The following is a 23,153-nucleotide window of genomic DNA, read 5'->3' as shown; positions in this document are numbered from 1 at the left end:
TCCTCCTCATTGCCGCATCGCCTCGCCCGAGGGATCGTAGGGCGAGGCCGCGATGACCCGCGCCGGCCGTTCGACGCCGACAATGTGCACCGAAAGCGCCGTCCCCTCCTCGGCAAAATCGTCGTCCACCAACGCCAGCGCGACGCTCTTGCCGATCGTGTAGCCAAAGCCGCCCGAGGTGACGAAGCCGACGCGCCTGCCCTCGTGCCAAACCGGCTCGAAGCCGCTCGCGTCGGCATCGATGGCGTCGATCTCGAGCGTCACGATCCTTTGCGAGACGCCTGCCTGGCGTTCCCTGAACGCTGCTTCGCGGCCGACGAAATCGCCCTTGTCGAATGCGATGAAACGGTCGAGGCCGGTCTGGCCCGGCGTATAACCCTGGGTGAATTCGCGCGACCAGATGCCAAAGCTCTTCTCCAGCCTGAGCGCATTGAGCGCGTAATAGCCGATCTCGGCCAGGCCGAGATCCTCGCCGGCGGCAAGCAGTGTATCGCGCAGTGCGGCATGCATGGTTGCCGGGCAGCTGATCTCGAAGCCGAGCTCGCCGGCGATGGAGACCCGGGCAACTCGCGCTGGCACCATGCCGATGTCGAACCCGCCGCAGGCCATGAATGGCAGTGCCGCGGCGGACACGTCCTGATGCGTCGTGCGCTCCAGGATCCTGCGCGCGTTCGGCCCGGTCAGCAGGAAGCCGCCCGTCGTGTCGGAAACGTCGGCGACCGTGACGCCTTCCGCCGCGTGGCTTTCGAACCAGCGCATGTGGAATTCCCTGAGATAGTAGGAGCCCATCAGCCAATGGTCGCCACCGCCCCAGTTGATCGCGGTGAGGTCGCCCTTCAGCCGCCCGTCAGGCCCCAGCATCGGCGCCAGCCGCGCCTGCCCTGCCTTCGGCAGCTTGCAGGCAAGCAGCCGGTTGAGCCATGCCTCGGCGCCGGGCCCGGACACCGCATAGCGTGAATAGGCCGAGATATCGACGAGGCCGGCGGCCCGCCGGACCTGCAGCGCCTCGTCGCCGACGATGTCGAAGGCATTGGAACGCTTGAGCGTGGTGTTCTCGCGAAAACCCATCGGCGCGAAATAGGCCGGGATTTCCAGCCCCCACGACGCCATCCATTCGCAACCCGCGGCACTCATGCCGTCATAGGCGCCGGGGCGTTTCAAGGGCCTGCCCGCCGGCAGCCGCTCATTGGGAAATGTCATGACGAAACGGCGCGAATAGAATTGTCGCGTCGTTTGCCTCAAATACTCACGGTTGGCGGCGAAGGCGCCATAGCGGGCGATGTCCATGCCGAAAATGTCGGCCTGCGGCTCGCCGTATATCATCCATTCGGCCAGCGATTTGCCCACGCCACCGCCCTGGCTGAAGCCGGCCATGACGCCGCAGGCGACCCAGTAGTTCTTCACGCCACGCACCGGCCCGACGATCGGGTTGCCGTCAGGGGTAAAGGTGAAGGCGCCGTTGACCCATTTGCGGATGCCGGCACTCGCCAGGCAGGGAAAGCGCTCATGCGCCTTGGCGAGTTCGGGACTGATGCGGTCGATGTCTTCCGGGATCAGCTCTATGCCGTAGTCCCATGGCGCACCATCCATGTTCCAGTGCTTCGGGTTCTGCTCGTAGACGCCGAGCAGCACGCCCTTGCGCTCCTGGCGCAGGTAGGAAAAGCCGTCGAGATCGACGGCGATGCCGATCTCCCGGTCGAGTGCGGCGATCTCCGGAATGTCCTCGGTGATGAAATAATGGTGCTCCATCGGCGTTACCGGCAGATCGATGCCGGCCATGCGGCCAAGCTGCTTCGCCCACAACCCGCCGGCGTTGACGACATGCTCGGCGACGATGGTGCCTTGCTCGGTGACGACGTCCCAATGGCCGTCGGCGCGGGACTTCAACTCGACCACACGATTGCGCAGGATGATTTCAGCCCCACGCTTCTTCGCGGCGCCGGCATAGGCGTGCGTGGTGCCGTAGGGATCGAGATGGCCTTCGTTGGCATCATGCAGGCCGCCGAGCACGCCGGTGACATCGACAATCGGGCAGATCGCCTTGATCTCTGCCGGGGTCACTAGGCGCGCCGTCTCGATGCCGACCGACTGGAACACCGCCCAGGCCGATTTCAGCCATTCCCAGCGCTGGGGATCGCTGGCGATGTTGACGCCGCCGGTCATGTGCAGGCCGATATTCTGGCCGGATTCGGCCTCGATCTCGCGGTAGAGGTTGATGGTGTAGTCCTGCAGCGCCGCTACGTTGGGATCGGCGTTGAGCGCATGGAAGCCGGCCGCCGCATGCCAGGTCGAACCGGCGGTCAATTCGGCGCGCTCGATCAGCGCCACATCGGACCAGCCGAACCGCGTCAGATGGTAGAGCACCGAGGCGCCGACCACCCCACCCCCGATAACCACTGCGCGATAATGCGGCTTCAAGGTTCCCTCCCGGTCTGCCTGAAGCGGCACCTTATACACACTGGACATAAGTGTCTAGTACTCTGCGAATGCACGATGCCTTGTCGACCTGGGACTTGACAGACCATCAATTCCTTCGCCCGAGCGCATGTCCTTGTCGGCGCGCGAAACAGGCCAGCAGCCATCCATCCCGCACTTGTCACGCAAGCATCATGTTCGCGCCGTAGACCGCTTTGGGGGGCGCGCGGCGTCATCGATGTGCCGCCTCCTTTCAGCTTTTTCGTCTTTCGGCCGCTCCGGCACATCCGTCACAAAGAGGATTATCCATGAAACACCTGTACCGAACCGCGTCGCTCGGCGTCGCGCTGGCCGTGTTCACAGCCTTGACACCGGCGCTGGCCGACGGCGCCGCGACCGTCGGCGGCCTCGTCAACAAAGGCCTGGTCGGCGTCGGCCGGATCCCGGCCGCCCAGCGCGACAAGTTCGGCGAGACGTTCGGTTCAGGCTCCGGCATGGCGATCGATACCGCCAGTTGGACGCATGATGCCGGCACCTACAAGGGTTCGCTCTGGCTGCTCCCGGATCGCGGCTACAATGTCGCCGGCACCACCGATTACCGGGCGCGCGTCAACACCATAGGCATCGAATTCACCCCGGCGGCACCAGGCGCGGTCGGCCAGGAGCAGACCGAAGTCAAGGCGACGCTTGCCGACACCATGCTGCTCACCGACGACAAGGGCGCCGACACCACCGGCCTCGATCCCCTGTCGGATGTGCGCGCCGCCGCCGGCGACATGCCGATGCTGCCCGTCGCCACCAACGGCAAGCTCGCCCTCGACGACGAGGCGATCGTGCGGCTGCCCGACGGCTCGATGTTCATTTCAGATGAATACGGCCCCAACATCTACCGGTTCTCGGCGCAAGGCCGACTGCTGTCGGCGACCCAGCCGCCGGCGGCCCTGGTGCCGATGCGCAAGGGCGCGCCGAACTTCTCCTCCGACAATCCTGGTCCGGGTGCGTCAGAGCCCGATCCGAAGGATCCCGATACCGGCCGCCAGAACAACCAGGGCCTGGAAGGCATGGCGATGACGCCGGATGGCAAATTCCTGATCGCCGTGCTGCAGTCGGCGACGAGGCAGGACGGCGGCGATTCCCCTGCGACGCGGCAGAACACCAGGGCCCTGGTCTATGACGCCTCCGACCTCGCCCATCTCAAGCTGGCGCATGAATATGTCGTGCCGCTGCCGGTGTTCAAGGATGCCAAGGGCAAGACCAAGATCGCCGCGCAAAGCGAGATCGTGGCGCTGTCGGACACGTCCTTCCTGATGCTGGCGCGCGACAGCGGCAACGGCCAGGGCCTGAAGGGCGACACATCGCTGCTGCGCCAGATCTTCGTCGTCGACGTTTCAACCGCGACCGACATCGCCGGCGGCGCCTTTGATGCCGCCAACAAGCCGGTCGCTCCCAAGGGCGTGCTCGATCCGTCGGTGACGCCGGCCAGGCTGACGCCGTTCATCGACATCAACGACAATGCGCAACTCAATCGCTTCGGCCTGCACAATGGCGCGCCGAACGACCACAACAATCTCTCCGAGAAGTGGGAGGCGATGTCGCTGGCCAGTGTCCTGGACCCGAATCTGCCCGACGACTACTTCCTGTTCGTCGCCAATGACAACGACTTTCTCGCCCAGGACGGCTTCCAGGTCGGCGCGCCCTACAAGGCCGACGACGGCGCCAATGTCGACACCATGTTCCTGGTCTACCAGGTCACGCTGCCCGGCCTCGCCAAGAAGTAGTCGCCACTTCCAGGCGGACGCGCATGACGTGTCCGCCTGGAGAGGCCGTGAAGGCTACTTCAAGAATTCCGCATCCTTCGGCACGCCCGCATCGATCGGCTCGGCGGTCCTGCTCGACACGGCCATGATCTTGCCGGCAGCCGACAGGTTGGGACGCACGTAGACCTGGGCGGGGCCGTTGACCCGGCTGTAGAGGTCGATGATGTCCTGGTTCATGAAGCGCACGCAGCCCGACGATGCGTTCTTGCCGATGGAATCCCACTCCGGCGTGCCGTGCAGCCGGTACATCGTGTCCTTGCCGTCGCGGAACAGATAGAGCGCGCGGGCACCGAGCGGGCTCTGCGGGCCGGGCGGCATGCCGTCCTTGTATTTCGCCAGTTCCGGCCGGCGCTGGATCATTTCCGGCGGCGGCGTCCACACCGGCCACTTCTTGCGCGCCTGGACCACGGCGTTGCCGGTCCATCCGAACCCGGCCTTGCCGAGGCTGACGCCATAACGGATGGCCTTGCCGCCGTCGCGCACCAGATAGAGGAAGTGCTCGGAGACATCGACGACGATCGTGCCGGGTTTCTCTCCGGTCGGATCGGCCACGATCTGGCGCACGAACTTCGGATCGAGCTTGGCGACCGGGATGGCCGGCAGCTGAAAGCCCTCATCGGTGCGCGCGGTGTACATGCTGGCGGCATCGCCGAGAGCGGGCTCGCTCGGGCCCGACGGTGGCGCCGGCGCCACTGTCGGCGGTGCCACTTCGGTCGTGGTGCAGGCGGAAAGAGCCAGCGAAGTGGCACCCAAAGCGGAAGCGCCAAGAAACGCACGCCGGCTCAGGCGCTCGGAAAACTGCGAGATATCGGACATGAACCCCCCGGCTCTAATAGAAACGCGGTCCCGCGCGGGGAGGATCAATATCCCATTCCTGATGCTTTGAGAACATGCCGGGATCAAGGATGCCGGGACTGAAGCGGCGCGGCATGGACCTCTCCGCTTGAATCGGCGATCATCGGCGGCGGGCCGCAGAGAAGCTTTACCGAGTAGCAAGCCATGGACGAGAAAATGCCGGCGCGCCGGCGTACCGGCGACCTGACCAGCGGCCCGATCCCGCGCACGCTGCTTATGTTTGCCTTGCCTGTGCTGGGCTCCAACGTGCTGCAGTCACTCAACGGCTCGATCAATGCCGTCTGGGTCGGCCGTTTCCTAGGTGAATCGGCGTTGACCGCCACTTCCAACGCCAACTTAGTACTGTTCCTGATCCTGGGCACGGTATTCGGCATCGGCATGGCGGCGACCATCCTGGTAGCGCAGTCGGTCGGCGCCCGCGACCTGCCCGAGGCGCGTCAAATCGTCGGCACCAGCGCCACCTTCTTCTTCCTCGTCTCGGTGGTGTTTGCCGTCTGCGGCTGGATCTGGGTCGACGCCATCCTCAACTCCCTTGGTACGCCAGCGGACGCCTTGCCGCTGGCGCGCTCCTACCTGCGCATCATCTTCGTCGCCGTGCCGATGATGAACCTCCTGTCCTTCGTCATGACCGTGCTGCGCGGTGCCGGCGATTCACGCACGCCCTTCATCTTCATGGCGTTGGCGGTCGTCCTCGATATCGTGCTCAACCCGCTGCTCATCCGCGGCATCGGCCCCTTCCCGGAACTCGGTATCGCCGGCTCCGCCACCTCGACGCTGATTGGCCAGACGGTGAGCGTCATCGCCATCCTCATCGTGCTTTATGCGCGCAAGCATCCCTTGCGGCTGGCGGGCGCCAACCTCGCGCTGCTACGCCCCGACCCGGCGCTGCTGCGCATCGTCGTCTTCAAAGGCGTGCCGATGGGGCTGCAGATGATCGTCATCTCGGTGGCGGCACTGACGGTGATGGGCATCGTCAATTCCTACGGTTCCCAGGTCGCCGCCGCCTACGGCATCGCCGCGCAGTTGTGGACCTACATCCAGATGCCGGCGCTCGCCATCGGTGCCGCGGTCTCCTCCATGGCGGCACAGAATGTCGGCGCCGGCCGCTGGGACCGGATCGGCCGCATCGCCGCCTCCGGCGTCGGCTTCAACCTCGTCCTGACCGGCGCCCTGGTCGCGCTGCTGTGGCTCTTCGACCGTTCGATCCTCAGCCTGTTCCTGAGCAGCGACAGCGCGGCGATCGACGTCGCCGCCCACATCAACACGGCCGCGTCCTGGTCATTCATCCTGTTCGGCATCACCATCGTGCTGTTCGCCACGGTGCGCGCCACCGGAGCCGTCATGCCGCCACTGGTCATCCTGGTGATTTCGGTGCTGATCGTGCGCACCGGCTTTGCCTACTTCATGCGCGGCGTCATCGGCGAGGAAGCGCTGTGGTGGAGTTTTCCGGCCGGCTCGATCACCTCGCTGGTTCTGGCCGCGGCCTACTACCGCTTCGGCGGCTGGCGCAGCTTGCACATGATCGAGAACAGGCCGGCCGCCGGCGAACCGCCGGATACCGGCCTCGGCGTGCCGCGTGGGCGCGCCAACATGGCTCCTGAAACGCCGAACGGTTGAGAACCGACATTCAGGCCTTTCCCGACTCCGTTCGGCTCATCTAGATTGGCAGCCTAGAGCAATTCCAGGAAAAGTGTGCAACGGTTTTCCGTTCGGAATTGCGTAAAAACAAAGAGTTAGAGCAGTTCAGCGATTCAATCAAACGCTGAACCGCGCTAACGGCGGGAGGTTCCATGGGCAAAGGCAGGGTCGAGGCATTCACCGATGGCGTGGTGGCCATCATCATCACCATCATGGTGCTGGACCTGAAAGTGCCGGAGGGTGAGGATTTTTCGACACTGCTGCCGCAGTGGCCGATCTTCCTGTGCTACGTGCTGTCGTTCATCAATGTCGGCATCTACTGGAACAACCTGCACAACATGTTCCACACCGTGCAGCGCGTCGACGGCCGGGTGCTTTGGGCGAACCTGCATCTCTTGTTCTGGCTGTCGCTGATGCCGGTGACGACCGCTTTCATGGGCGAGAACCATTTCGCCACGGTTCCGGTCGCCGTCTACGGTTTCGTCCTCGCAATGTGTGCGACCGCTTACACCATCCTGGTCCTGGCTCTGCACCAGTTGCATGGACAAGATACCGCCTTTGCCAAGGCAGTTGGCAATGACCGCAAGGGAAGGATTTCGCTTGCCGTCTACATTGCGGCCGTTCCGCTGACCTTCCTCGACCGGTGGATCGGTGTGGCGCTCTATGTCGCCGTCGCCCTGGTGTGGCTGGTGCCCGACACGCGTTTTTCGCGCGTCCTGGAGAAGTAGTTCATCTACGCATCGCTTTCAGCTTTTCCGCCACCGACGCGGCAAGGTCGGCATAGCGTTCCTCCAGCCGTTCGGCCGCCTTGATGATCGAGAAATCATGGCCGAACTTCTCCAGCGCCATGCGCAGTTTCTCGACGAACTCGGCCTGTTTTTCCAGCGCCGAGAACAGCGTCTTCACCTGAGCTTCGCTGATGTCGGGATTGGCCAGCATCTGCGGCACCTCGCGCCCCATCTGGTCGCCGGTGGCGGTCTGCTCCTTCAGAATTGCGACCCAGTCCGTCAATCGCGAAATCTCCTTTTACCCCCAGGGCAAAAGTTTCCTTTTGTCCCAGAAAAAGTCTCCTTTGCCCCGGCAAAAATCTCTTTTGTCCCGGCAACATGCGCAGCCACGGCCCGACTGGTCAACCCGGACACGTGCCGACGGAGGCTTGCACAAGCCTGTTCCAGCGCTAAGGTCTGCGCGATCGAGAAAAGGATCCCATTGCTCATGATTACCGACGCCGAAATCCAGACCGCCCTGCCCGCGCTCAAGCCCGGCAACGCCGCCGTCATCACCGGCGCCGCCAGCGGCATTGGCCTGGCGGCAGCCAAGCGGCTAGCGCTGATGGGCATGAAAATCGTGCTCGCCGACATTGGCGGCACCCGCCTTGACGATGCGTTCCGGGCCGTCTCGGCCATTGCCGGCGAAGACGCCGTGCTTGCCGTTGCCTCGGACGTTTCGAAGGCCGATGAGGTCGATCGTCTCGCCGACCGGGCATTCGGCGCCTTCGGCGAAGTCTCGCTGCTGATGAACAATGCCGGCGTCGGCGACAACCCCGGGAAACCCTGGGAAAACCGTGATGCCTGGAAACGGCTGCTCGACATCAATTTCTGGGGGGTCGTGCATGGCGTCGAAGCCTTCGCGCCGCGGATGCTGGCGTCGGCCAGGCCGGGCCTGATCGTCAACACCGGCTCCAAGCAAGGCATCACCACGCCGCCTGGCAACCTTGCCTACAACGTCTCCAAGGCGGGCGTTAAAACATTCACCGAAGGCCTCGCGCATGCGCTGCGAAACGAGCCTGGCGCTCGCCTGTCGGCGCATCTCTTGATCCCCGGCTTCACCTATACCGGCCTCACCGAAGGTGCGACGGAAAAGCCGGCCGGCGCCTGGACCGGCGAACAGGTCGTCGATTTCATGCTGGAATCCCTGGTCAGGGGCGACTTCTATATCCTTTGCCCGGACAATGATGTGGCACGCTCCATGGATGAAAAGCGCATGGCCTGGGCGATCGGCGACATCATCGAGAACCGTCCTGCCTTGTCGCGTTGGCACGCCGATCACAAGGACGCGTTCGCGGCCTTCATGAAGGGCTAATTTTCCAGGTCTTCAAGCCGCCCTCTTCTTCGGAGCCCGCTTCTGCGCCACGGCCTTCTTCGCCGCCATGGCAGCGATCTTCTTGTCATGGCGCAATGCCGCGCGCTCGCACTTGTCGCGGATTTCCTCGACTTCGGATTCGGTCAGGTGCTCGATGCCGATGAAATGGTTGTGGCCCTCGCTGACCCGGATCAGCTCATCGAGCTTGGCCTGGATCGCCGCGCCATCGCGGTTCTGGGTGTTCTGGATGAGGAACACCATCAGGAAGGTGATGATGGTGGTGCCGGTGTTGATCACCAATTGCCAGGTGTCAGAGAACCCGAAGAACGGCCCGCTCACCGCCCAGACGATGACAATCAGGCAGCAGCCGGCAAAGGTCAGCGGCAGGCCCGTTATGTGGGCGACCGAGTTGGCGACCTTGGTGAAAAGCTTTTCCATCTATCGAGATCCTCAATGGCTGCCGCGATGAGAAACAACCGTCGCCCGTCTCGGGTTCCCACCGGCAACAAATACGTCAGGTGCAATTGGATACACGCGACGCGCGCATGGGATGGAAAACACGCTTTATGGGTTTAGTGTCATGGTAGCCGTGCAGGCAGAGAGCCTGTTCCTTCCGCTTCACAGCGGTTTACCTCCAGCCCCTTCCGCCGCGCCACCCCCGCATGGCGGAAGGGGTTTCAGTCCGGAGCTTGCCTCGCAAGCGTGTGCGGGCTCTAACCGGCGTCGTTTTCCCAACGATCGAGGAAGGCCTCGATTGGCATCACCTGGATGTCGGGAACCGCCCTGGCGAGTTTAGCGACCGGCCAGTCCCACCAGGCGAGCGCTTCGATCCGCGCCGCTGTGTCAGGCGCAAAGCGCGGCCTGAGCGGCTTCGCCGGCACGCCGGCGACGATCGTGTAGGATGGCACGTCCTGCGTCACCACCGCATTGGCGCCGATGACCGCGCCATTGCCGATGGTGATGCCGGGCATGACCACCGCGCCATGGCCGATCCAGACATCATGGCCGATGGTCACGGCTTTCGCCTGCCGCCGCTCGCGGAACGCCGCATCGACGCCCAGCCAGCGAAAATATTCGTTTGGCCGATAGCTGACCTTATGCTGGGTCAGCCTTTCGATCGGATGTTCCAGCGCGTTGATGCGGCTGTCGGCGGCGATCGAGCAGAATTTGCCGATGCTCGTATAGATCGCCTCGGCATGACGCTCGAAATAGGAGAAGTCGCCGACGCTCACCTCGCGCAGCACCACCCGCTCGCCGATCGAAGCGTAGCGGCCGAGCCTGCACGCCTTCAACTCCGCGGTCGGGTGGATGCGCGGCTCTGGATCTTTCAGGACGAGATTTTCGGAACGGTCCATGCCGGCGGCTTTACCTCCGAGCGATTGGTCCCGCAAGCGGGACCAATCGTCCGCCAAGCCAGTTCCAGTAAAGAGCCCCCTATTTCGGCTTGCCGTTGGTCCACACCACGCTCTGGCCGTAGAGCGGCACGGTTGTGACCGACATTTTGGCCGAGCCGTTCTGTACCTGGCGCGAATGCGAGAGATAGATCAGCGTCTCGTTGGTCTTGTCGTAGATGCGGTTCACTACCTGCTTCTTCCAGATCAGGCTTATGCCTTGCTTGAAAACCTCCTCGCCGCCCTCGCTCATGTCGATGTCGCCGATGGTGATCGGACCGGTCTGACGGCAGGAGATCGAGGAGTCGGAGGGATCCTCGAACCAGTTGCCCTTGTGCAGGCGATCGATGACGCTGCGGTCGAAATAGGAGACATGGCAGGTCACCCCCTCCACCTTCGGGTCCTTGATCGCCTCGACGATGATGTCGTTGCCGACCCAGTCGACGCCGACCTTGCCGACTTCCTCGGCGACGGCGCTGCCCGCGCCGAGCGCAACGCACGCGGCGAGCGCGCCGCCGATCAGTTTTCGCCCAATCCGTTCGCGCCCAATCAATTCGAGCAAAGGAGCCTCCTGCGGTTCGAGTTGCCGGTCTCAGGTGGGACGCGTTGTGCGGCTTTGCAAGCGGAAGCGTCAACACAACGGTTGCGGCAACGCGGCACTTTGCCTGCACGGGGCCGAACCGCTAAGAGTGTCGCACCGGCGCGGCATCGAGCCGGCGCGATGATTTCAGCGGACGGACTTTTCTGATGATGCGTTCTATCCTGGTCGGCATTCTCGTCTTGATGGCGGCCGGCATCGGCTGGCTGACCTTCGATTGGTATCGCGGCCATTATGGCGGCGAACCGTTCGGCGCTCCCTTCACGCTGGTCGACCAGAAAGGCGCGCCGATCACCGAGGCGGCGTTCCGCGGGCAGCCCAGCGTCGTCTTCTTCGGCTTCACCCACTGCCCCGAGGTCTGCCCGACCACGCTGTTCGAGCTCTCCGGCTGGCTGAAGACGCTGGGCGACGACGGCAAGAACCTGCATGCCTACTTCGTCTCGATCGACCCGGCCCGCGACACGCCGGCGGTGATGAACGCCTATGTCAGCAATTTCTCCGACCGCATCACCGGCATATCCGGCGACCCGGACAAGGTATACGCCATGGCCAAGTCGTTCGGCATCTACTGGAAGAAGGTCGATACCGGTGACGGCGACTACACGATGGACCACACCGCCTCGGTGCTGCTGCTCAACTCCAAGGGCGACTTTGCCGGCACCATCGCCTATGGCGAAAGCGCCAGCACCGCCGTGGAAAAGCTGAAGCGGCTCGCGGCCAAGGGTTGATCCGGACAACATGACCCAGACGCGGCTCCATTTCACCAGCGGAAAGATCGAGGCTGAGCGCATATTCGCGGCGCTCGAGCTGGCTTTCGAGGAAGAAGGCCTGCCGATCGCCGTGCTGGAAGTCGACGAGGACCGGGACATCCACGAAGTCTCGCTCTATACCGATGGCGACGTCGACGCGGTCGAGGCGCGGGTAAAGGACGTTCTAACCGGTCTAGCTCTGTCAAAACCGATCGAGCGTGAGGCGCTGCCCGACATCGACTGGGTGGCGCGCTCGCTGGAGGGCCTGAAGCCGGTGCGCGCCGGCCGTTTCTTCGTCCATGGCGCGCATGACCGCAGGAAGCGCCACAGCGGCGAACTCGCCATCGAGATCGAGGCCGGCCTTGCCTTCGGCACCGGTCACCACGGCACCACATCAGGCTGCCTGGAAATGCTGGAGAAGGTGGTGCGGCGCGAGCATCCGCGCAACGCGCTCGACCTCGGCACCGGCAGCGCCGTGCTGGCGATCGCCGTCGCCAAGCTGGCGCATATTCCGGTGCTCGCCACCGATATCGATCCGGTGGCGGTGAAGGTCGCCGCCGCCAATGCGCGGCTCAACCACGTCAAGGCATCGATCGAAACGGTGACCGCACCGGGCTTCCATCACCCGATCTTCGGCAAGCGTGCCCCCTTCGATCTGATCGTCGCCAACATATTGGCGCGGCCGCTCATGCGGCTGGCGCCGCAGATGGCCCGGCATATCTCACTCGGCGGCTCGATCGTGCTGTCAGGCATCCTCGAGCGCCAGCGCGACCCCGTCATCTCGGCCTATGTCGGCCAGAACTTTCGCCACGTGCGCACGCTCCACCGCGAAGGCTGGGTGACGATCCATCTCAAGCATTGAGGCCGGCAAGCAGCGCCGGTCCTCTGACGCTTGCCAATTCTTAGAACTTGATGCCCAGATTGGCCTTGAAGCCATTTTCGAAGGCATCCGGCCCGAACTGTCCGGCATAGGACAGGCCAAGCGTGGCGTTCCGCGCCAATTGCACCTCGAAGCCGGCTTCGACCAGCATCGCGTCCCTGGCGATCGGCACGCCGGCAATGGTGAAGTCGTCGCCGCCGGCAAACGCGACGGTCGATAGCGGTGTCACGTCGCCGAAGGCATGGCGCCAGCCGAACATGCCGCGCGCGGTCGCCGCAACGCCACCGATGGTGATGTCGGTGGAAGCCCTGACGCCGAGCGTGGTAAAGGTCACGTCTGACGTCGAGCTGGCGCTGGTCAGCGCAGCGGCGCCGCCGCTCTCGGCAAAACCATCCGTGTGCAGATTGACATAGGCGAGATTGGCGAAGGGCTCGAAGGCAAAAGGCCCGGCATCGGTCTTGTAGGCCACCTCGCCGAAGGCCTGCGCGGTCGCGGCATCGTAATCGGCCGACAGATTGTCGGTGAAGCCCTGGAAAGCCACGGAGCGCGATGTCGAGATCCGGTGCCAGGTGTAGGCGGCACCGGTCCGTAAGGCGACGGCGCCCCAATTGGTCCCGCCATAGAGACCGAGATGATAATTGTCACTGTCGCCGGACGAGTTCCTGTCGTCGGCATTGAAGCTGGTGCGGCTGTAGCCGCCAACCACGCCGATCCGCCAGTCGCCGGCCATGCCGTCGGCGCCGATCAGCAGGCCGCCAGTGGAACGGTCGAACGCGGCCGCATTGCCGTCGCTGTCGGTACCGCCCCAGGAGCCGAAACCCTGCGACCAGACGGCGAAGCGGTCCGTGTCGGCGGCTACGGGCTGAACGCCGTCCTCGCCATAGGCCATGACCGGCAGCGAGGCGGTCTTGCCGCTGTCGCCGAAGGCGGCGCGCAGGCGCGCCGTAACCGCGTCCCGCAGGAAGTGGCTGTCCTGGAGAATCATACCCTTGGCCGAGGCATGGATTTCGCCCGAAAGCTGGTCGAAAGCCGCCTGCGCGGCCGCGTCGCTCGGCAAGCCAAGCACCGCGCTGACCAAGGCACTGCTGGCCGCACTGTCGAGCCCTTCGCCGGTGGCGGTCTGGTTCGGCGTCAGGCCGGCTGAACCGAAGGTCTTTGTCTGGCTGACGTCGACATAGGCGTGGGTTGCGTCGGATGTGGTGCTCAGGCTGGCGAAGGCGGAGACCTGCGGATCGCCCACCAGGGTGAACGTTCCGCTCACGCTGCCTGCCCGGAGCACCGTGTAGCGGGTACCCGCGACCAGGCCACTCAGCCCGATATTGGTCACCGTCAAGCCGGCGCCATTGGTTACGGTAGCGGCACCGGATGCGTCGATCAGATCCGAAAGACCAGCCGAATTGAGTTCCACCGCATAGGTCGAGCCGGACTCGAACTTGGCGGCGCCGTTGACGGTCAGCGTGCCGATCGCATTGTTGCCGGGCGCGACCGTGCCGGAAGCATCGAACGAGCCAACCGTGCCGCCGCTGGCGAGCGTGGCGCCACTGTCGACTGTAACGGCAGAACTGGCCAGCGAGCCTGAGACCAGCAAGGTACCGGCCTTCACGTCGGTCCCGCCCGACAACGCGTTGACACCCGACAGCTCGAAGGTTCCAGTCCCGTCCTTGATAAGTCCGTTGGTACCGGTGATGGCGCCCGAAAATACCGTCGAGCCATTGTTGCCTCCGGTTGTCAGCTTGCCTGTGCCGCTGGTAACCGCTCCCGCGCCGGCAAGCGAGCCGATCGCCTGGTCGAAATTGTTGAGGTCAAGCGTTGCGCCGCTTGCCACCGTATAGGCGCTGTTCGCGCTGAAGATGTTGGTCGTGGCCGCCTTCAGCGTGCCTTGGGCCACGTCCGTGGCCGTAGCGTAAGTGTTGTTGCCGGCGAAACCGTCGGCCGTCAGCGTCCCCGCGCCGGTTTTGGTGAATGTCCCGCTTGGCGTATCATTGTCACCCATGCTGGCGTTCGTGCTGACGTCGAAGCCATTCGTGTCGATGGTGCCGCCGGCAGTTCCGAACAGGATCGAGACGTTCGCAAGGTTGAGGTTTGCGCCCGCCTGCCACGTGCCGCCATCCAGCGTGATCGGGCCCGAACCCAACGCATGATCGGCCGTGACCCGGATCGTGCCCTCCTCGATCCTGGCGCCGGAGCTGAAACTGTTGCTGTCGTTGGTCAAAACGAGCGTGCCGGCGCCGGTCTTGGCGATCGCGGTTGGATCGCTGAATTCCGAAATCTGACCGGCATAGGTTCCGGTTGCCCCCGAGCCGACATTCAGATTCATGCCGGCATACATGATCAGGTCATTGTTGATCGTGATGCCGTTCTGGATGTCGATGGTCGTGCCGCCGTTGGCGTAGACAGCCCCCGTCCCAAGCGCCGCATCGTTGCCAAGGCTGAGCGTGCCGCCATAGAGGTTGGTGCCGCCCGTGTAGGTGTTTGCACCATTCAAGGTCAGCAAGCCGTCACCGCTCTTGGTGAGGCTTGCGCCTGAGATCACTCCATCGGCCGTAAAATGAGCACCGGCATCGACCGTGACGACAGTGTCGGAGACGAAATTGAAGCTGGCGCCGGCGTCCAGGTCGGAAATGAAATTGTTCGTCTGCACGTTGATCGAGGCCTGCCCAGAGGCCTGGAAATTCAAAACGCCGCTTGAAAACCGGTAACCGCCGGAGGTGCTCGTGGCATTCAAGTTCAGCGTGCCGACCGTATAGGGTCCACCAGTCAGGAAAACGGTATAGCCGAGCCCCTGGTCCGGCGCATCATGGTTGAAGTTCACGACCGCATCGACGCTGTTGGGAACCGTTGCGGGAGTCCAGTTCGCAGCCGAACCCCAATCGCCGCTGTTGTGAGCGAAATCCTCGGCCGAGGCGCCACCTGACATGATCGGCGTTACAGCGGTCGCAATCAGCCCGGCTATCAGCAGAGCCGGAAGCGACGTCGACGACCGAAGCGAGCCCGCAAGCCGCGCATTCACCTCGCCATCGCCTTTGGCACGCGCTGCGGAAACAGAATATCTCATCCAAAATCCCCCCGACCAACCATCCTTAAGCCCGTGTCGACGCTACGAAACCCGCTGCCGAGAGACAAGCGAATGGAAGCCGTATAGATTACCGGAACCAAGCAACACGGAGCCCAGACAAGAAATCAGAGCAAATCCGTTGCGAATTTGCATCGATCAATAGTTGGCCACACCAGACGCCAGGCCGCGAACAAGCACGGTTGTTGCCGACTGAATGGCTCAAGACGTAGTCCTCACTTTCAACATCGACCCTGCAAACGGCAAGCGGCCAGCATCATCGCTTTCAACAGCGTGCCGGAACTGGCCGCCGACACCAACCACCGGAAGGCCCCGCCCCCGGCTGTCAAGAAAAGAAAACCCGAACCAGATAACTTGCCATGCGAAGTGACGCACGCTCAAAAAGCAGGCGTTGCTGACTTTTTCTGGTTACAATTCCCGTGTGCTGGCGGGCAGCGCAGCAAAGCCGCGTTGTGTCGGGGATGAACAACGACACCCAGCCCTCGTACTGCGGCTGGACCAGCCCCATCTGGTTGTCAGCCAGGCGGCACTGTAGCAGGTTGCGCCAGCTGGAAATCGATTCCGATTTCCAGGGCCGTGAGCTACGGTTGCGTCAGTGCAAGGGAGGCCCATCATGTTCCAGACCTTCGATTCCGCGGGCGACCCTTCGGTCGGCAAGCCGCGCGTGGCGCTGCTGCGCCAATGGCTGGCCGCTAATGGCCTCGACGGTTTCATCGTTCCGCGTGCCGACGAGCATCAGGGCGAATATGTCGCCGATCGTTCGGCACGGCTTAAATGGCTGACCGGCTTCAGCGGCTCTGCAGGCGTCGCCATCGTGCTGCGGGACCGCGCCTTCATCTTTGTCGACGGGCGCTACACGCTGCAGGTGCGCAGTGAGGTCGATCTCGACATCTTTTCGGTCGAAAGCCTGGTCGACAACCCGCCCGCGGTCTGGCTCAAGGATCATCTGGGCAAAGGCGCGCGGTTAGGCTTCGACCCCTGGCTGCACACGATCGGCGAGGTCAAGGCGCTGCGGGCCGCGGCCGACAAGACCGGCGCCGTGCTGGTGCCTCTCGAGAAAAACCCGATCGACATCATCTGGAAGGATCAGCCCGCCGCGCCGGTGACGCCGGTCGAGCTGCATCCGATCGGTTTTGCCGGCGAACTCGCCAAGGACAAGCTGGCGCGGCTGGCAACGGCGATCGGCAAGGACGGCGCGACCCATGCGGTGCTGACCGACCCCTCCTCCATCGCCTGGGCCTTCAACATCCGTGGCGGTGACGTGCCGCATACGCCGCTGGCGCTCGGCTTCGCCATTCTCGCCGCCGACGGCTCGCATCAGTTGTTCATGGACAGCAAGAAATTCTCGCGCCAGGTCGCGGCCTATCTCACGCAGCTTGCCGATCCGCACGAGCCCGGCGAATTCGAGGCGGCGATCGCCGCCCTCGCCAAGGGCGGCGCCAAAATCGCGCTCGACCCGATGCTGGCCGCCGACAGGCTGCGCATGCTGGTCGAGGACAATGGCGGCACGGTGATCGCAGCACCCGATCCCGCCCGCATCCCGCGCGCCACCAAGAACCAGGCCGAGATCAACGGCTCGCGCGCAGCGCATCGCCGCGACGGTGCCGCGGTGGCGAAGCTTTTGTGCTGGCTGGAGCGGCAAAAACCCGGCTCGCTTGACGAGATAGCGGTCGTCACCAGGCTGGAAGAAAGCCGCCGGCAGACCGGCGAGGAAACCCAGATGCCGCTACGCGATGTCTCCTTCGACACCATTTCCGGCGCCGGCCCGAACGGCGCCATCATGCATTACCGCGTGTCGCGCGCCACCAGCCGCAAGCTCAATGCCGGCGAGCTGTTCCTGCTCGATTCCGGCGCGCAGTACCAGGACGGCACCACCGACATCACCCGCACCGTGCCGATCGGCGAGCCGACGCGGGAGATGCGCGAGCGCTTCACGCTGGTTCTGAAGGGCATGATCGGCATTTCGACACTGCGCTTCCCCGCCGGCACACGCGGCTCGGAGATCGACGCCGTCGCCCGCATGGCGCTGTGGAAGCATGGCTGCGACTTCGCCCATGGCACCGGCCATGGCGTCGGCTCGTATCTGGCCGTGCATGAAGGCCCGCAACGCATTGCCCGCACCGGTACCGAAAAGCTGCTCGAAGGCATGATGCTGTCCAACGAACCCGGCTACTACAAGGAAGGTTCTTACGGCATCCGCATCGAAAACCTCATCCTGGTGACGCCGGCCGAACAGATCGAGGGCGGCGACATCGCCATGCATGGCTTCGAGACGCTGACGCTGGCGCCGATCGACATCAGGCTGGTGCGGTCGGACCTGTTGACGCGCGAAGAGTTGCACTGGCTCGACGCCTACCACGCCCGCGTGCTGGCCGAGATCGGACCAATGCTCGACGGCGAAACGCTGGCCTGGCTGGAAAAGGCGACAGCGCCACTGCCGCACGACGCGAAGATTTAGATTTTCCGAGACGCAGGGCGTGTCGAGATTCAGGTCAGGACGAGCCGAGAATGGTGGTTTCCGAGAACCGGAACGGAGCGTACTTTTGGGTACGTGAGCACAGTTCTACTGCGACGCAGTAGAACGGGGAAGCGCAGGAAGCCGCCGTTTGCAGGCCGTCATCACCTGAATATCGAGATGCCCTACCCCACGAACTGCCGCGCTACGATCAGCACCGCCGCGCCGGCCAAAAACATCGCCATCAGTCCGCCGCGCAGCGAAACCACGGCGGTGACGACAAGTGCTAGCCATTCCGCCGGTCCGGCATTCAACAGTTCCGGCGCCACCAGCGTCGTCAACACCGCCGCCGGCACGGCGTTAAGGCCGGCCTCGACGCGCGGATGGATGTTGTCGAAGCGGGAGATGACCAGATGTCCGCCGATGCGCGTCAGGTAAGTGGCGATGGCGCCGGCGATGATGATCCAGAATGTCGTGCTCATGGCCGCTCTCCCACGCCGCTATGGTGCGGCGGCAGGATGACCGCAAGCAGCACGCCGGCAATGGCGCCGATCGAAACATGCCAGGGAGAACCCACCGTCTTGTAGGCGATGATCGAGGCGCAGCCACTGGCCACGACCACCGGCAGCCACAGCGGCCGCTTTCGGAAGCCCATCACGAGGCCGAGAAAGTAGATCGGCAGCAGGAAATCGATGCCCAGCGCATGCGTGTCGGGAATGAGCTTGCCGAAGAGAGCGCCGAGCCCGCTCTCTACAATCCAGAACACATAGACTGGCAGGCCAAGCCCCAGATACCAGGCGAAGCCGACCGTCTGGCCCGATTGTGCCCGCGCTTCGGCCACCGCGAATTGCGGATCGGTAAGAATGAAATAGCCAAGCGCCTGCTGCACGATCGGCCAGTGCGCGATGCGCCGGCCGATGCCGGCGGAGTAGAGCACATGGCGGAAATTGACGGCGAAGATCGACAGCACGATCAGCCACGGCGCGACATGCTGGCCGAACAGCTGGATGCCGACCATCTGGCTGGCGCCGCCGTACACCAGTGCGCTCATCAGGAATGCTTCGAGTACCGAGAAGCCCTGATCGACGGCAAGCGCTCCGAACAGCACCGCGAACGGCGCCGACGCCACCACCACCGGCATGGAGAGCCGCACGCCCTGCCAGAAGTCGCTTTTGCCGCCGCTCTGTGAGATCACGTCCGTCGCCATAGGCCGCTCCTGATGGAAACCGCCGATTTAGGAAGTGCGGCCCGCCTTGTCACACGAATTCGCTTGAGCCAAATGATCAGCGGAAATGATCGTCGCCAGCATGCGCGCGATATCGTGCATAGATACTGCTCAACAACGTTGCCTTTGCGCCGTCTGCGCCCCTATTGTCCTGTCATCGCGAATTTGCGGACGGGGCTCAGATGATCGCTTATGATTTCACCGGCAGGCATGCGGTCGTCACCGGAGCGGGCGGCGGCATGGGCGAGGCGATCACGCTGGCGCTGCTCGATGCCGGTGCCTCGGTCACCGCCATCGACATCAAGCCCCGCCCGGCCTCGCTTGCTTCCTATGACGACAGGCTTACCTTCGCCCAGGGCGACCTTACCGACGCCGCTTTCGTCGAGCGGACCATCGGCGCCGCCGGCCGCGAACGCGGCGGCATAGACTACCTCGCCAATGTCGCAGGGGTGCTCTGGTTCGGCCGCGACAAATCGGCTCTTGAGATGGACCTCGATGTCTGGGACCAGGTCTTCAACATAAACCTGAAGTCCTTCGTGCATACGGCGCGCGCGGTCGTTCCCCAGATGCGCGCCGGCGGCCGTGGCGGCGCCATGGTGCATTTCTCGACCATCCAGTGGTATCGCGGCGACCTGAAGCCGCAGGATGCCTATCAGGCGTCGAAAGCGGGCGTCTGCGCACTCTCGAAGTCGCTGGCCATGCAACTTGCCGGCGAACGCATCCGCTCGAATGCGATCTGCCCCGGCATGGCGCTGACGCCGCTCCAGGCGCGCTGGGACACCGAGGAGAAGCGCGCCGCGGTGGCCGACTACACCCCGCTCGGCCGCATCGGCACGCCGCAGGACATGGCCAATGCCGCGCTGTTCCTGCTCTCGGACGCGGCGAGCTATATCACCGGCATCGAGCTTGCCGTCGACGGCGGACTGTTGATGCGAATGTAGCCATCGCATCCCAAGTGCTGGAAATTTAACACTCCGGCACGTTGCCCTCGATCGCCCTGCCCCAGTCGAGCAGCGGCTTGGCGCGAAGGGTGAAATCAACGAGCTCATCGACAAGCGCAACCGTTTGGATCCCAGCCGGATCGATGGCGTGGCGGACGGCGAAATGACGGCTGCGGATGGCGCCGACGAGGTCTTTGTCCGTAACGTGCTCGAAGCCGCGTGGCGTGCGTTTCATGGCGCCTTCGGCATCGAGTTCGAGGCCGTTCTTCTTCAACGCCTTCACCATGGCGCGAAACCTGTCGGGCCACGTCTCGATGGCGCGCCGCATCGCCAGCAGCAGCGCTGCCTCCGGCTGCCACCAGGCGACGCCGGCAAAGCAGCCCTCGAGCCCGATGTGAATGTAGAAGACGCCCTGCACGGCCTTGCTGCCATCAGGCGACAGGATCGCCGAGACATGCCGGTTGTAGGGGCGCTTGTCCTTGGCAAAGCGCACGTCGCGATTGATGCGGAACAGTGATTTCTTGCGGTCACCGCGCAAGCCGAGCCCGGCATCCGTGAACCGTTGCGTCAGCGTGTCGACGAGATCGCCCAGGGGATCGCGCAACTCCTGTTCGAACAGATCGCGATTTTCCAGGAACCATTCGCGGCTCTGGTGGAAATCGAGTGCCTTCAGGAATGGAATGGCCTTTGGGCCGAAGCCTTTGAACGCGCCGTCCGTCACGACTTGCCGACCCGCTGCAGCCAGGTGTCCTCGTCAATGACTTCGACGCCGAGTTCGCTGGCAAGCTTGAGCTTGGAGCCGGCACCCGGCCCCGCCACCAAGAGGTCGGTCTTGGCCGAAACCGAGCCGGCCACCTTGGCGCCGAGACGCTCGGCCATCGCCTTGGCTTCCGATCGCGTCATCTTCTCCAGCGTGCCGGTGAAGACGATGGTCTTGCCGGCGACCTCGCTGTCGGCCGAAACGGTGACGACATACGGCTTCGGCTTGACCTGCTCGAGCAGCTTGTCGAGCACGTCGTCATTGCGCTCATTGCCGAAGAAATCGCGCAAAGCACCGATCACCGTGTCGCCAATGCCGTTGACCGACGGAAAGACGGTGTGCGGATCCGCCGCCGCCGCGGTCTCCTTGCCGACGCGGATCAGCTCTTCGATGGTCGAGAAGGTCTTGGCGAGCACGGCGGCCGTCGTCTCTCCGATATGGCGGATGCCGAGCGCGAAGATGAAGCGGTCGAGTTCCGGCTCGCGGCGCGAATCGATGGCCGCAAACAGCTTGTCGAGGCCTTCATAGTTGCGGTCCTCGACACTGCGCACATTCTTGCGCGTCTTGCCGGACACCGCCTCGCGCTGCCTGGCCTGCTCCTCGCGCCGCTCGGCAAGTGCCTTGGTGACTGCGGGGCGGCGATCCCGAAGCGTAAAAATATCGGCGGCCGTCTTGATCAGCCCGGCATTGAAGAATGTGTCGATGTTTTCGGCACCCAGGCCCTCGATATCCAGCGCTCCGCGCGAAACGAAATGGCGCAATCTTTCCACGGCCTGTGCGCCGCAGATCAGCTCGCCGGTGCAGCGCCGGCGCGAGTCCTCCTTGCCGGACTTCTCGTTGATCTCGCGCGTGGCGGGCGAGCCGCAGACAGGACAAATATGCGGGAATTCGTAAGGCACGGCATCGGCCGGGCGCTTGTCGATGACGACGCTGACGATCTGCGGAATGACATCCCCTGCCCGCTGGATCACCACCGTGTCGCCGATGCGAACGTCGATGCCGTCGCGGATCGGCTGGCCGTTGCTGTCGAAACCCTTGATGTAGTCCTCATTGTGCAGCGTGACATTCTCGACCACGACACCGCCGACGGTGACGGGTGCAAGCCGCGCGACCGGCGCCAGCGTACCGGTGCGTCCGACCTGGATGTCGATCTTCTGAACTGATGTCATTGCCTGTTCGGCCGGGAATTTATGCGCAACGGCCCAGCGCGGCTCGCCGGTAACAAAGCCCCATCGGCGCTGCAGTTCCAACTGGTCGACCTTGTAGACGACGCCATCTATGTCATAGCCGAGCGAGGAGCGCTGCTCCTCGATCAGATGGTAATGCGCAATAAGGTCCTCGACCGACTTCGCCCGCACCATCAAAGGACTGACCTTGAAGCCCCATTCGGCGAATTTCTGCACGGCATCGTACTGGGTTGGCGCCGGATCCGCTGTCGTGAAGCCCCAGGCATAGGCGAAGAATTTGAGGTTGCGAGCGGCGGTGACGGAGGCATCCTTCTGGCGCAGCGAACCGGCCGCCGTGTTGCGTGGATTGACGTAATCCTGGCCGCCGGCCGCCGCCGAGCGCGCCTTCAGCGCCTCGAACTCGGCATAGGTCATGTAGACCTCGCCGCGTATCTCGATGACATCAGGCCAGCCAGAGCCTTTCAGCCTGGCGGGGATGTCGGCGATGGTCCGGAGATTGGCGGTGATGTCTTCGCCCACAGTGCCGTCGCCGCGCGTTGCGCCCTGCACGAACACGCCATTCTCATAGCGCAGCGAAGCCGACAGTCCGTCGATCTTCGGCTCGGCGGTGAAAGCGATGTCGAGGTCCCTATCGCGATCGAAGAAGCGCCGGCCGCGCTCGATGAAATCAGCGACGTCCTCGTCGGTATAGGCCTTGGCGAGGCTGAGCATCGGCACGGCATGGCGCACCTTGGCGAAACCTTCCGCCGGCGCGGCACCCACCCTGCGCGACGGCGAATCGTCGCGCACCAGGTCGGGAAAGCGCGCCTCGATGGCGAGGTTGCGCTGCCGCAGCGCGTCATATTCCGCGTCCGTGATCGTGGGCGCGTCTTCGGCGTGGTAGCGCACATCGTGCACGGCGATCTCTTCGGCCAGCCGCCGGAGCTCGGCTTCAGCCTCGCTTTCGCTGAGCGAATCGACAGGTTTTTCGGCCATGCTTTTCTCCCCCGAACGGTGGCGCGTCACAATAGAGCATGATCCCGAAAAGAGGGAACCAGTTTTCGGGAAAGATCATTCCTGAACAGCAGGATGGAGCCATATCCTGACT

Annotated in this window: 19 protein-coding genes; 8 read left to right on the top strand and 11 right to left on the bottom strand. The window is 63.8% G+C overall.

Translation table 11 applies throughout. The annotated features are described in order from the left end of the window. Positions 1-6: 6 nt before the first annotated feature. Positions 7-2,418, bottom strand: coding sequence for a GcvT family protein (locus EB233_RS15885; protein ID WP_064988787.1), 2,412 nt, complete (start codon positions 2,416-2,418; stop codon positions 7-9). Positions 2,419-2,723: 305 nt separating this feature from the next. Between EB233_RS15885 and EB233_RS15880 the strand changes: the two genes are divergently transcribed. Beyond that, the gene (locus EB233_RS15880; RefSeq protein ID WP_064988183.1) at positions 2,724-4,193 is read left to right on the top strand and encodes an esterase-like activity of phytase family protein; all 1,470 of its coding nucleotides are present in this window, start codon (positions 2,724-2,726) and stop codon (positions 4,191-4,193) included. A gap of 54 nt (positions 4,194-4,247) precedes the next feature. Here the strand turns inward: EB233_RS15880 and EB233_RS15875 are convergent, their stop codons facing one another. Continuing rightward, positions 4,248-5,048, bottom strand: a complete 801-nt coding sequence (locus EB233_RS15875; protein WP_064988182.1) for a L,D-transpeptidase — start codon at positions 5,046-5,048, stop codon at positions 4,248-4,250. 183 nt (positions 5,049-5,231) lie between these two features. On the opposite strand from EB233_RS15875, the gene EB233_RS15870 reads away from it, so the two are divergent. Together EB233_RS15870 and EB233_RS15865 are read left to right on the top strand one after the other, a co-directional pair. Continuing rightward, on the top strand, positions 5,232-6,704 hold the full coding sequence (locus EB233_RS15870; RefSeq protein ID WP_064988181.1) for an MATE family efflux transporter: 1,473 nt from the start codon (positions 5,232-5,234) through the stop codon (positions 6,702-6,704). A gap of 173 nt (positions 6,705-6,877) precedes the next feature. Continuing rightward, positions 6,878-7,453, top strand: coding sequence for a TMEM175 family protein (locus EB233_RS15865; RefSeq protein ID WP_064988180.1), 576 nt, complete (start codon positions 6,878-6,880; stop codon positions 7,451-7,453). Position 7,454: 1 nt separating this feature from the next. Here the strand turns inward: EB233_RS15865 and EB233_RS15860 are convergent, their stop codons facing one another. Continuing rightward, positions 7,455-7,736: a hypothetical protein gene (locus EB233_RS15860; RefSeq protein ID WP_013894692.1), complete on the bottom strand. Its 282-nt coding sequence runs from the start codon at positions 7,734-7,736 to the stop codon at positions 7,455-7,457. A gap of 204 nt (positions 7,737-7,940) precedes the next feature. Between EB233_RS15860 and EB233_RS15855 the strand changes: the two genes are divergently transcribed. Further along, complete coding sequence (locus tag EB233_RS15855; RefSeq protein ID WP_064988179.1) at positions 7,941-8,807, top strand: SDR family NAD(P)-dependent oxidoreductase; 867 nt, start codon at positions 7,941-7,943, stop codon at positions 8,805-8,807. Positions 8,808-8,819: 12 nt separating this feature from the next. On the opposite strand, the gene EB233_RS15850 is transcribed toward EB233_RS15855, so the two are convergent. From EB233_RS15850 to EB233_RS15840, 3 genes are all read right to left on the bottom strand, one after another. Next, positions 8,820-9,245 (bottom strand): low affinity iron permease family protein, encoded by a 426-nt coding sequence (locus tag EB233_RS15850; protein ID WP_064988178.1) that lies wholly within the window; start codon positions 9,243-9,245, stop codon positions 8,820-8,822. A 275-nt stretch (positions 9,246-9,520) separates the two neighbouring features. Further along, positions 9,521-10,162, bottom strand: a complete 642-nt coding sequence (locus tag EB233_RS15845; RefSeq protein ID WP_064988177.1) for a transferase hexapeptide repeat family protein — start codon at positions 10,160-10,162, stop codon at positions 9,521-9,523. A 79-nt stretch (positions 10,163-10,241) separates the two neighbouring features. Further along, positions 10,242-10,760 carry a CreA family protein gene (locus EB233_RS15840; protein ID WP_064988176.1) on the bottom strand — a complete coding sequence of 173 codons (519 nt, stop codon included), beginning with the start codon at positions 10,758-10,760 and terminating at the stop codon, positions 10,242-10,244. A 185-nt stretch (positions 10,761-10,945) separates the two neighbouring features. Between EB233_RS15840 and EB233_RS15835 the strand changes: the two genes are divergently transcribed. Both EB233_RS15835 and EB233_RS15830 read left to right on the top strand, forming a co-directional pair. Further along, positions 10,946-11,524 carry an SCO family protein gene (locus tag EB233_RS15835; RefSeq protein ID WP_027051121.1) on the top strand — a complete coding sequence of 193 codons (579 nt, stop codon included), beginning with the start codon at positions 10,946-10,948 and terminating at the stop codon, positions 11,522-11,524. A 10-nt stretch (positions 11,525-11,534) separates the two neighbouring features. After that, on the top strand, positions 11,535-12,407 hold the full coding sequence (locus EB233_RS15830; RefSeq protein WP_064988175.1) for a 50S ribosomal protein L11 methyltransferase: 873 nt from the start codon (positions 11,535-11,537) through the stop codon (positions 12,405-12,407). A gap of 40 nt (positions 12,408-12,447) precedes the next feature. Here the strand turns inward: EB233_RS15830 and EB233_RS15825 are convergent, their stop codons facing one another. Further along, positions 12,448-15,480, bottom strand: coding sequence for an autotransporter outer membrane beta-barrel domain-containing protein (locus EB233_RS15825; protein ID WP_064988174.1), 3,033 nt, complete (start codon positions 15,478-15,480; stop codon positions 12,448-12,450). 631 nt (positions 15,481-16,111) lie between these two features. Here EB233_RS15825 and EB233_RS15820 point away from each other — a divergent pair. After that, the gene (locus EB233_RS15820; RefSeq protein ID WP_064988173.1) at positions 16,112-17,956 is read left to right on the top strand and encodes an aminopeptidase P family protein; all 1,845 of its coding nucleotides are present in this window, start codon (positions 16,112-16,114) and stop codon (positions 17,954-17,956) included. A gap of 182 nt (positions 17,957-18,138) precedes the next feature. Here EB233_RS15820 and EB233_RS15815 read toward each other — a convergent pair whose 3' ends face one another. Together EB233_RS15815 and EB233_RS15810 are read right to left on the bottom strand one after the other, a co-directional pair. Beyond that, positions 18,139-18,435: an AzlD family protein gene (locus EB233_RS15815; protein ID WP_064988172.1), complete on the bottom strand. Its 297-nt coding sequence runs from the start codon at positions 18,433-18,435 to the stop codon at positions 18,139-18,141. Then, a complete protein-coding gene (locus EB233_RS15810; RefSeq protein ID WP_064988171.1) occupies positions 18,432-19,160 on the bottom strand; it encodes an AzlC family ABC transporter permease in 729 nt (242 codons plus the stop codon). Before EB233_RS15810 ends, EB233_RS15815 begins: the two co-directional genes overlap by 4 nt. Positions 19,161-19,360: 200 nt before the next feature. On the opposite strand from EB233_RS15810, the gene EB233_RS15805 reads away from it, so the two are divergent. After that, complete coding sequence (locus EB233_RS15805) at positions 19,361-20,119, top strand: SDR family NAD(P)-dependent oxidoreductase (RefSeq protein ID WP_064988170.1); 759 nt, start codon at positions 19,361-19,363, stop codon at positions 20,117-20,119. Between the two features lie 25 nt (positions 20,120-20,144). Here the strand turns inward: EB233_RS15805 and EB233_RS15800 are convergent, their stop codons facing one another. Beyond that, the gene (locus tag EB233_RS15800) at positions 20,145-20,840 is read right to left on the bottom strand and encodes a DUF2461 domain-containing protein (protein ID WP_064988169.1); all 696 of its coding nucleotides are present in this window, start codon (positions 20,838-20,840) and stop codon (positions 20,145-20,147) included. Continuing rightward, positions 20,837-23,041 carry an NAD-dependent DNA ligase LigA gene (gene ligA / locus EB233_RS15795; RefSeq protein WP_064988168.1) on the bottom strand — a complete coding sequence of 735 codons (2,205 nt, stop codon included), beginning with the start codon at positions 23,039-23,041 and terminating at the stop codon, positions 20,837-20,839. The genes EB233_RS15800 and ligA overlap by 4 nt, the downstream gene beginning before the upstream one ends. Positions 23,042-23,153: the final 112 nt, after the last annotated feature.

Source organism: Mesorhizobium erdmanii (assembly GCF_013170725.1).
In the GTDB taxonomy this organism is placed as follows: domain Bacteria; phylum Pseudomonadota; class Alphaproteobacteria; order Rhizobiales; family Rhizobiaceae; genus Mesorhizobium; species Mesorhizobium erdmanii.
The sequence above is the reverse complement of the archived record's forward strand: the minus strand, read 5'-3'. Positions and strand labels throughout refer to the sequence as shown.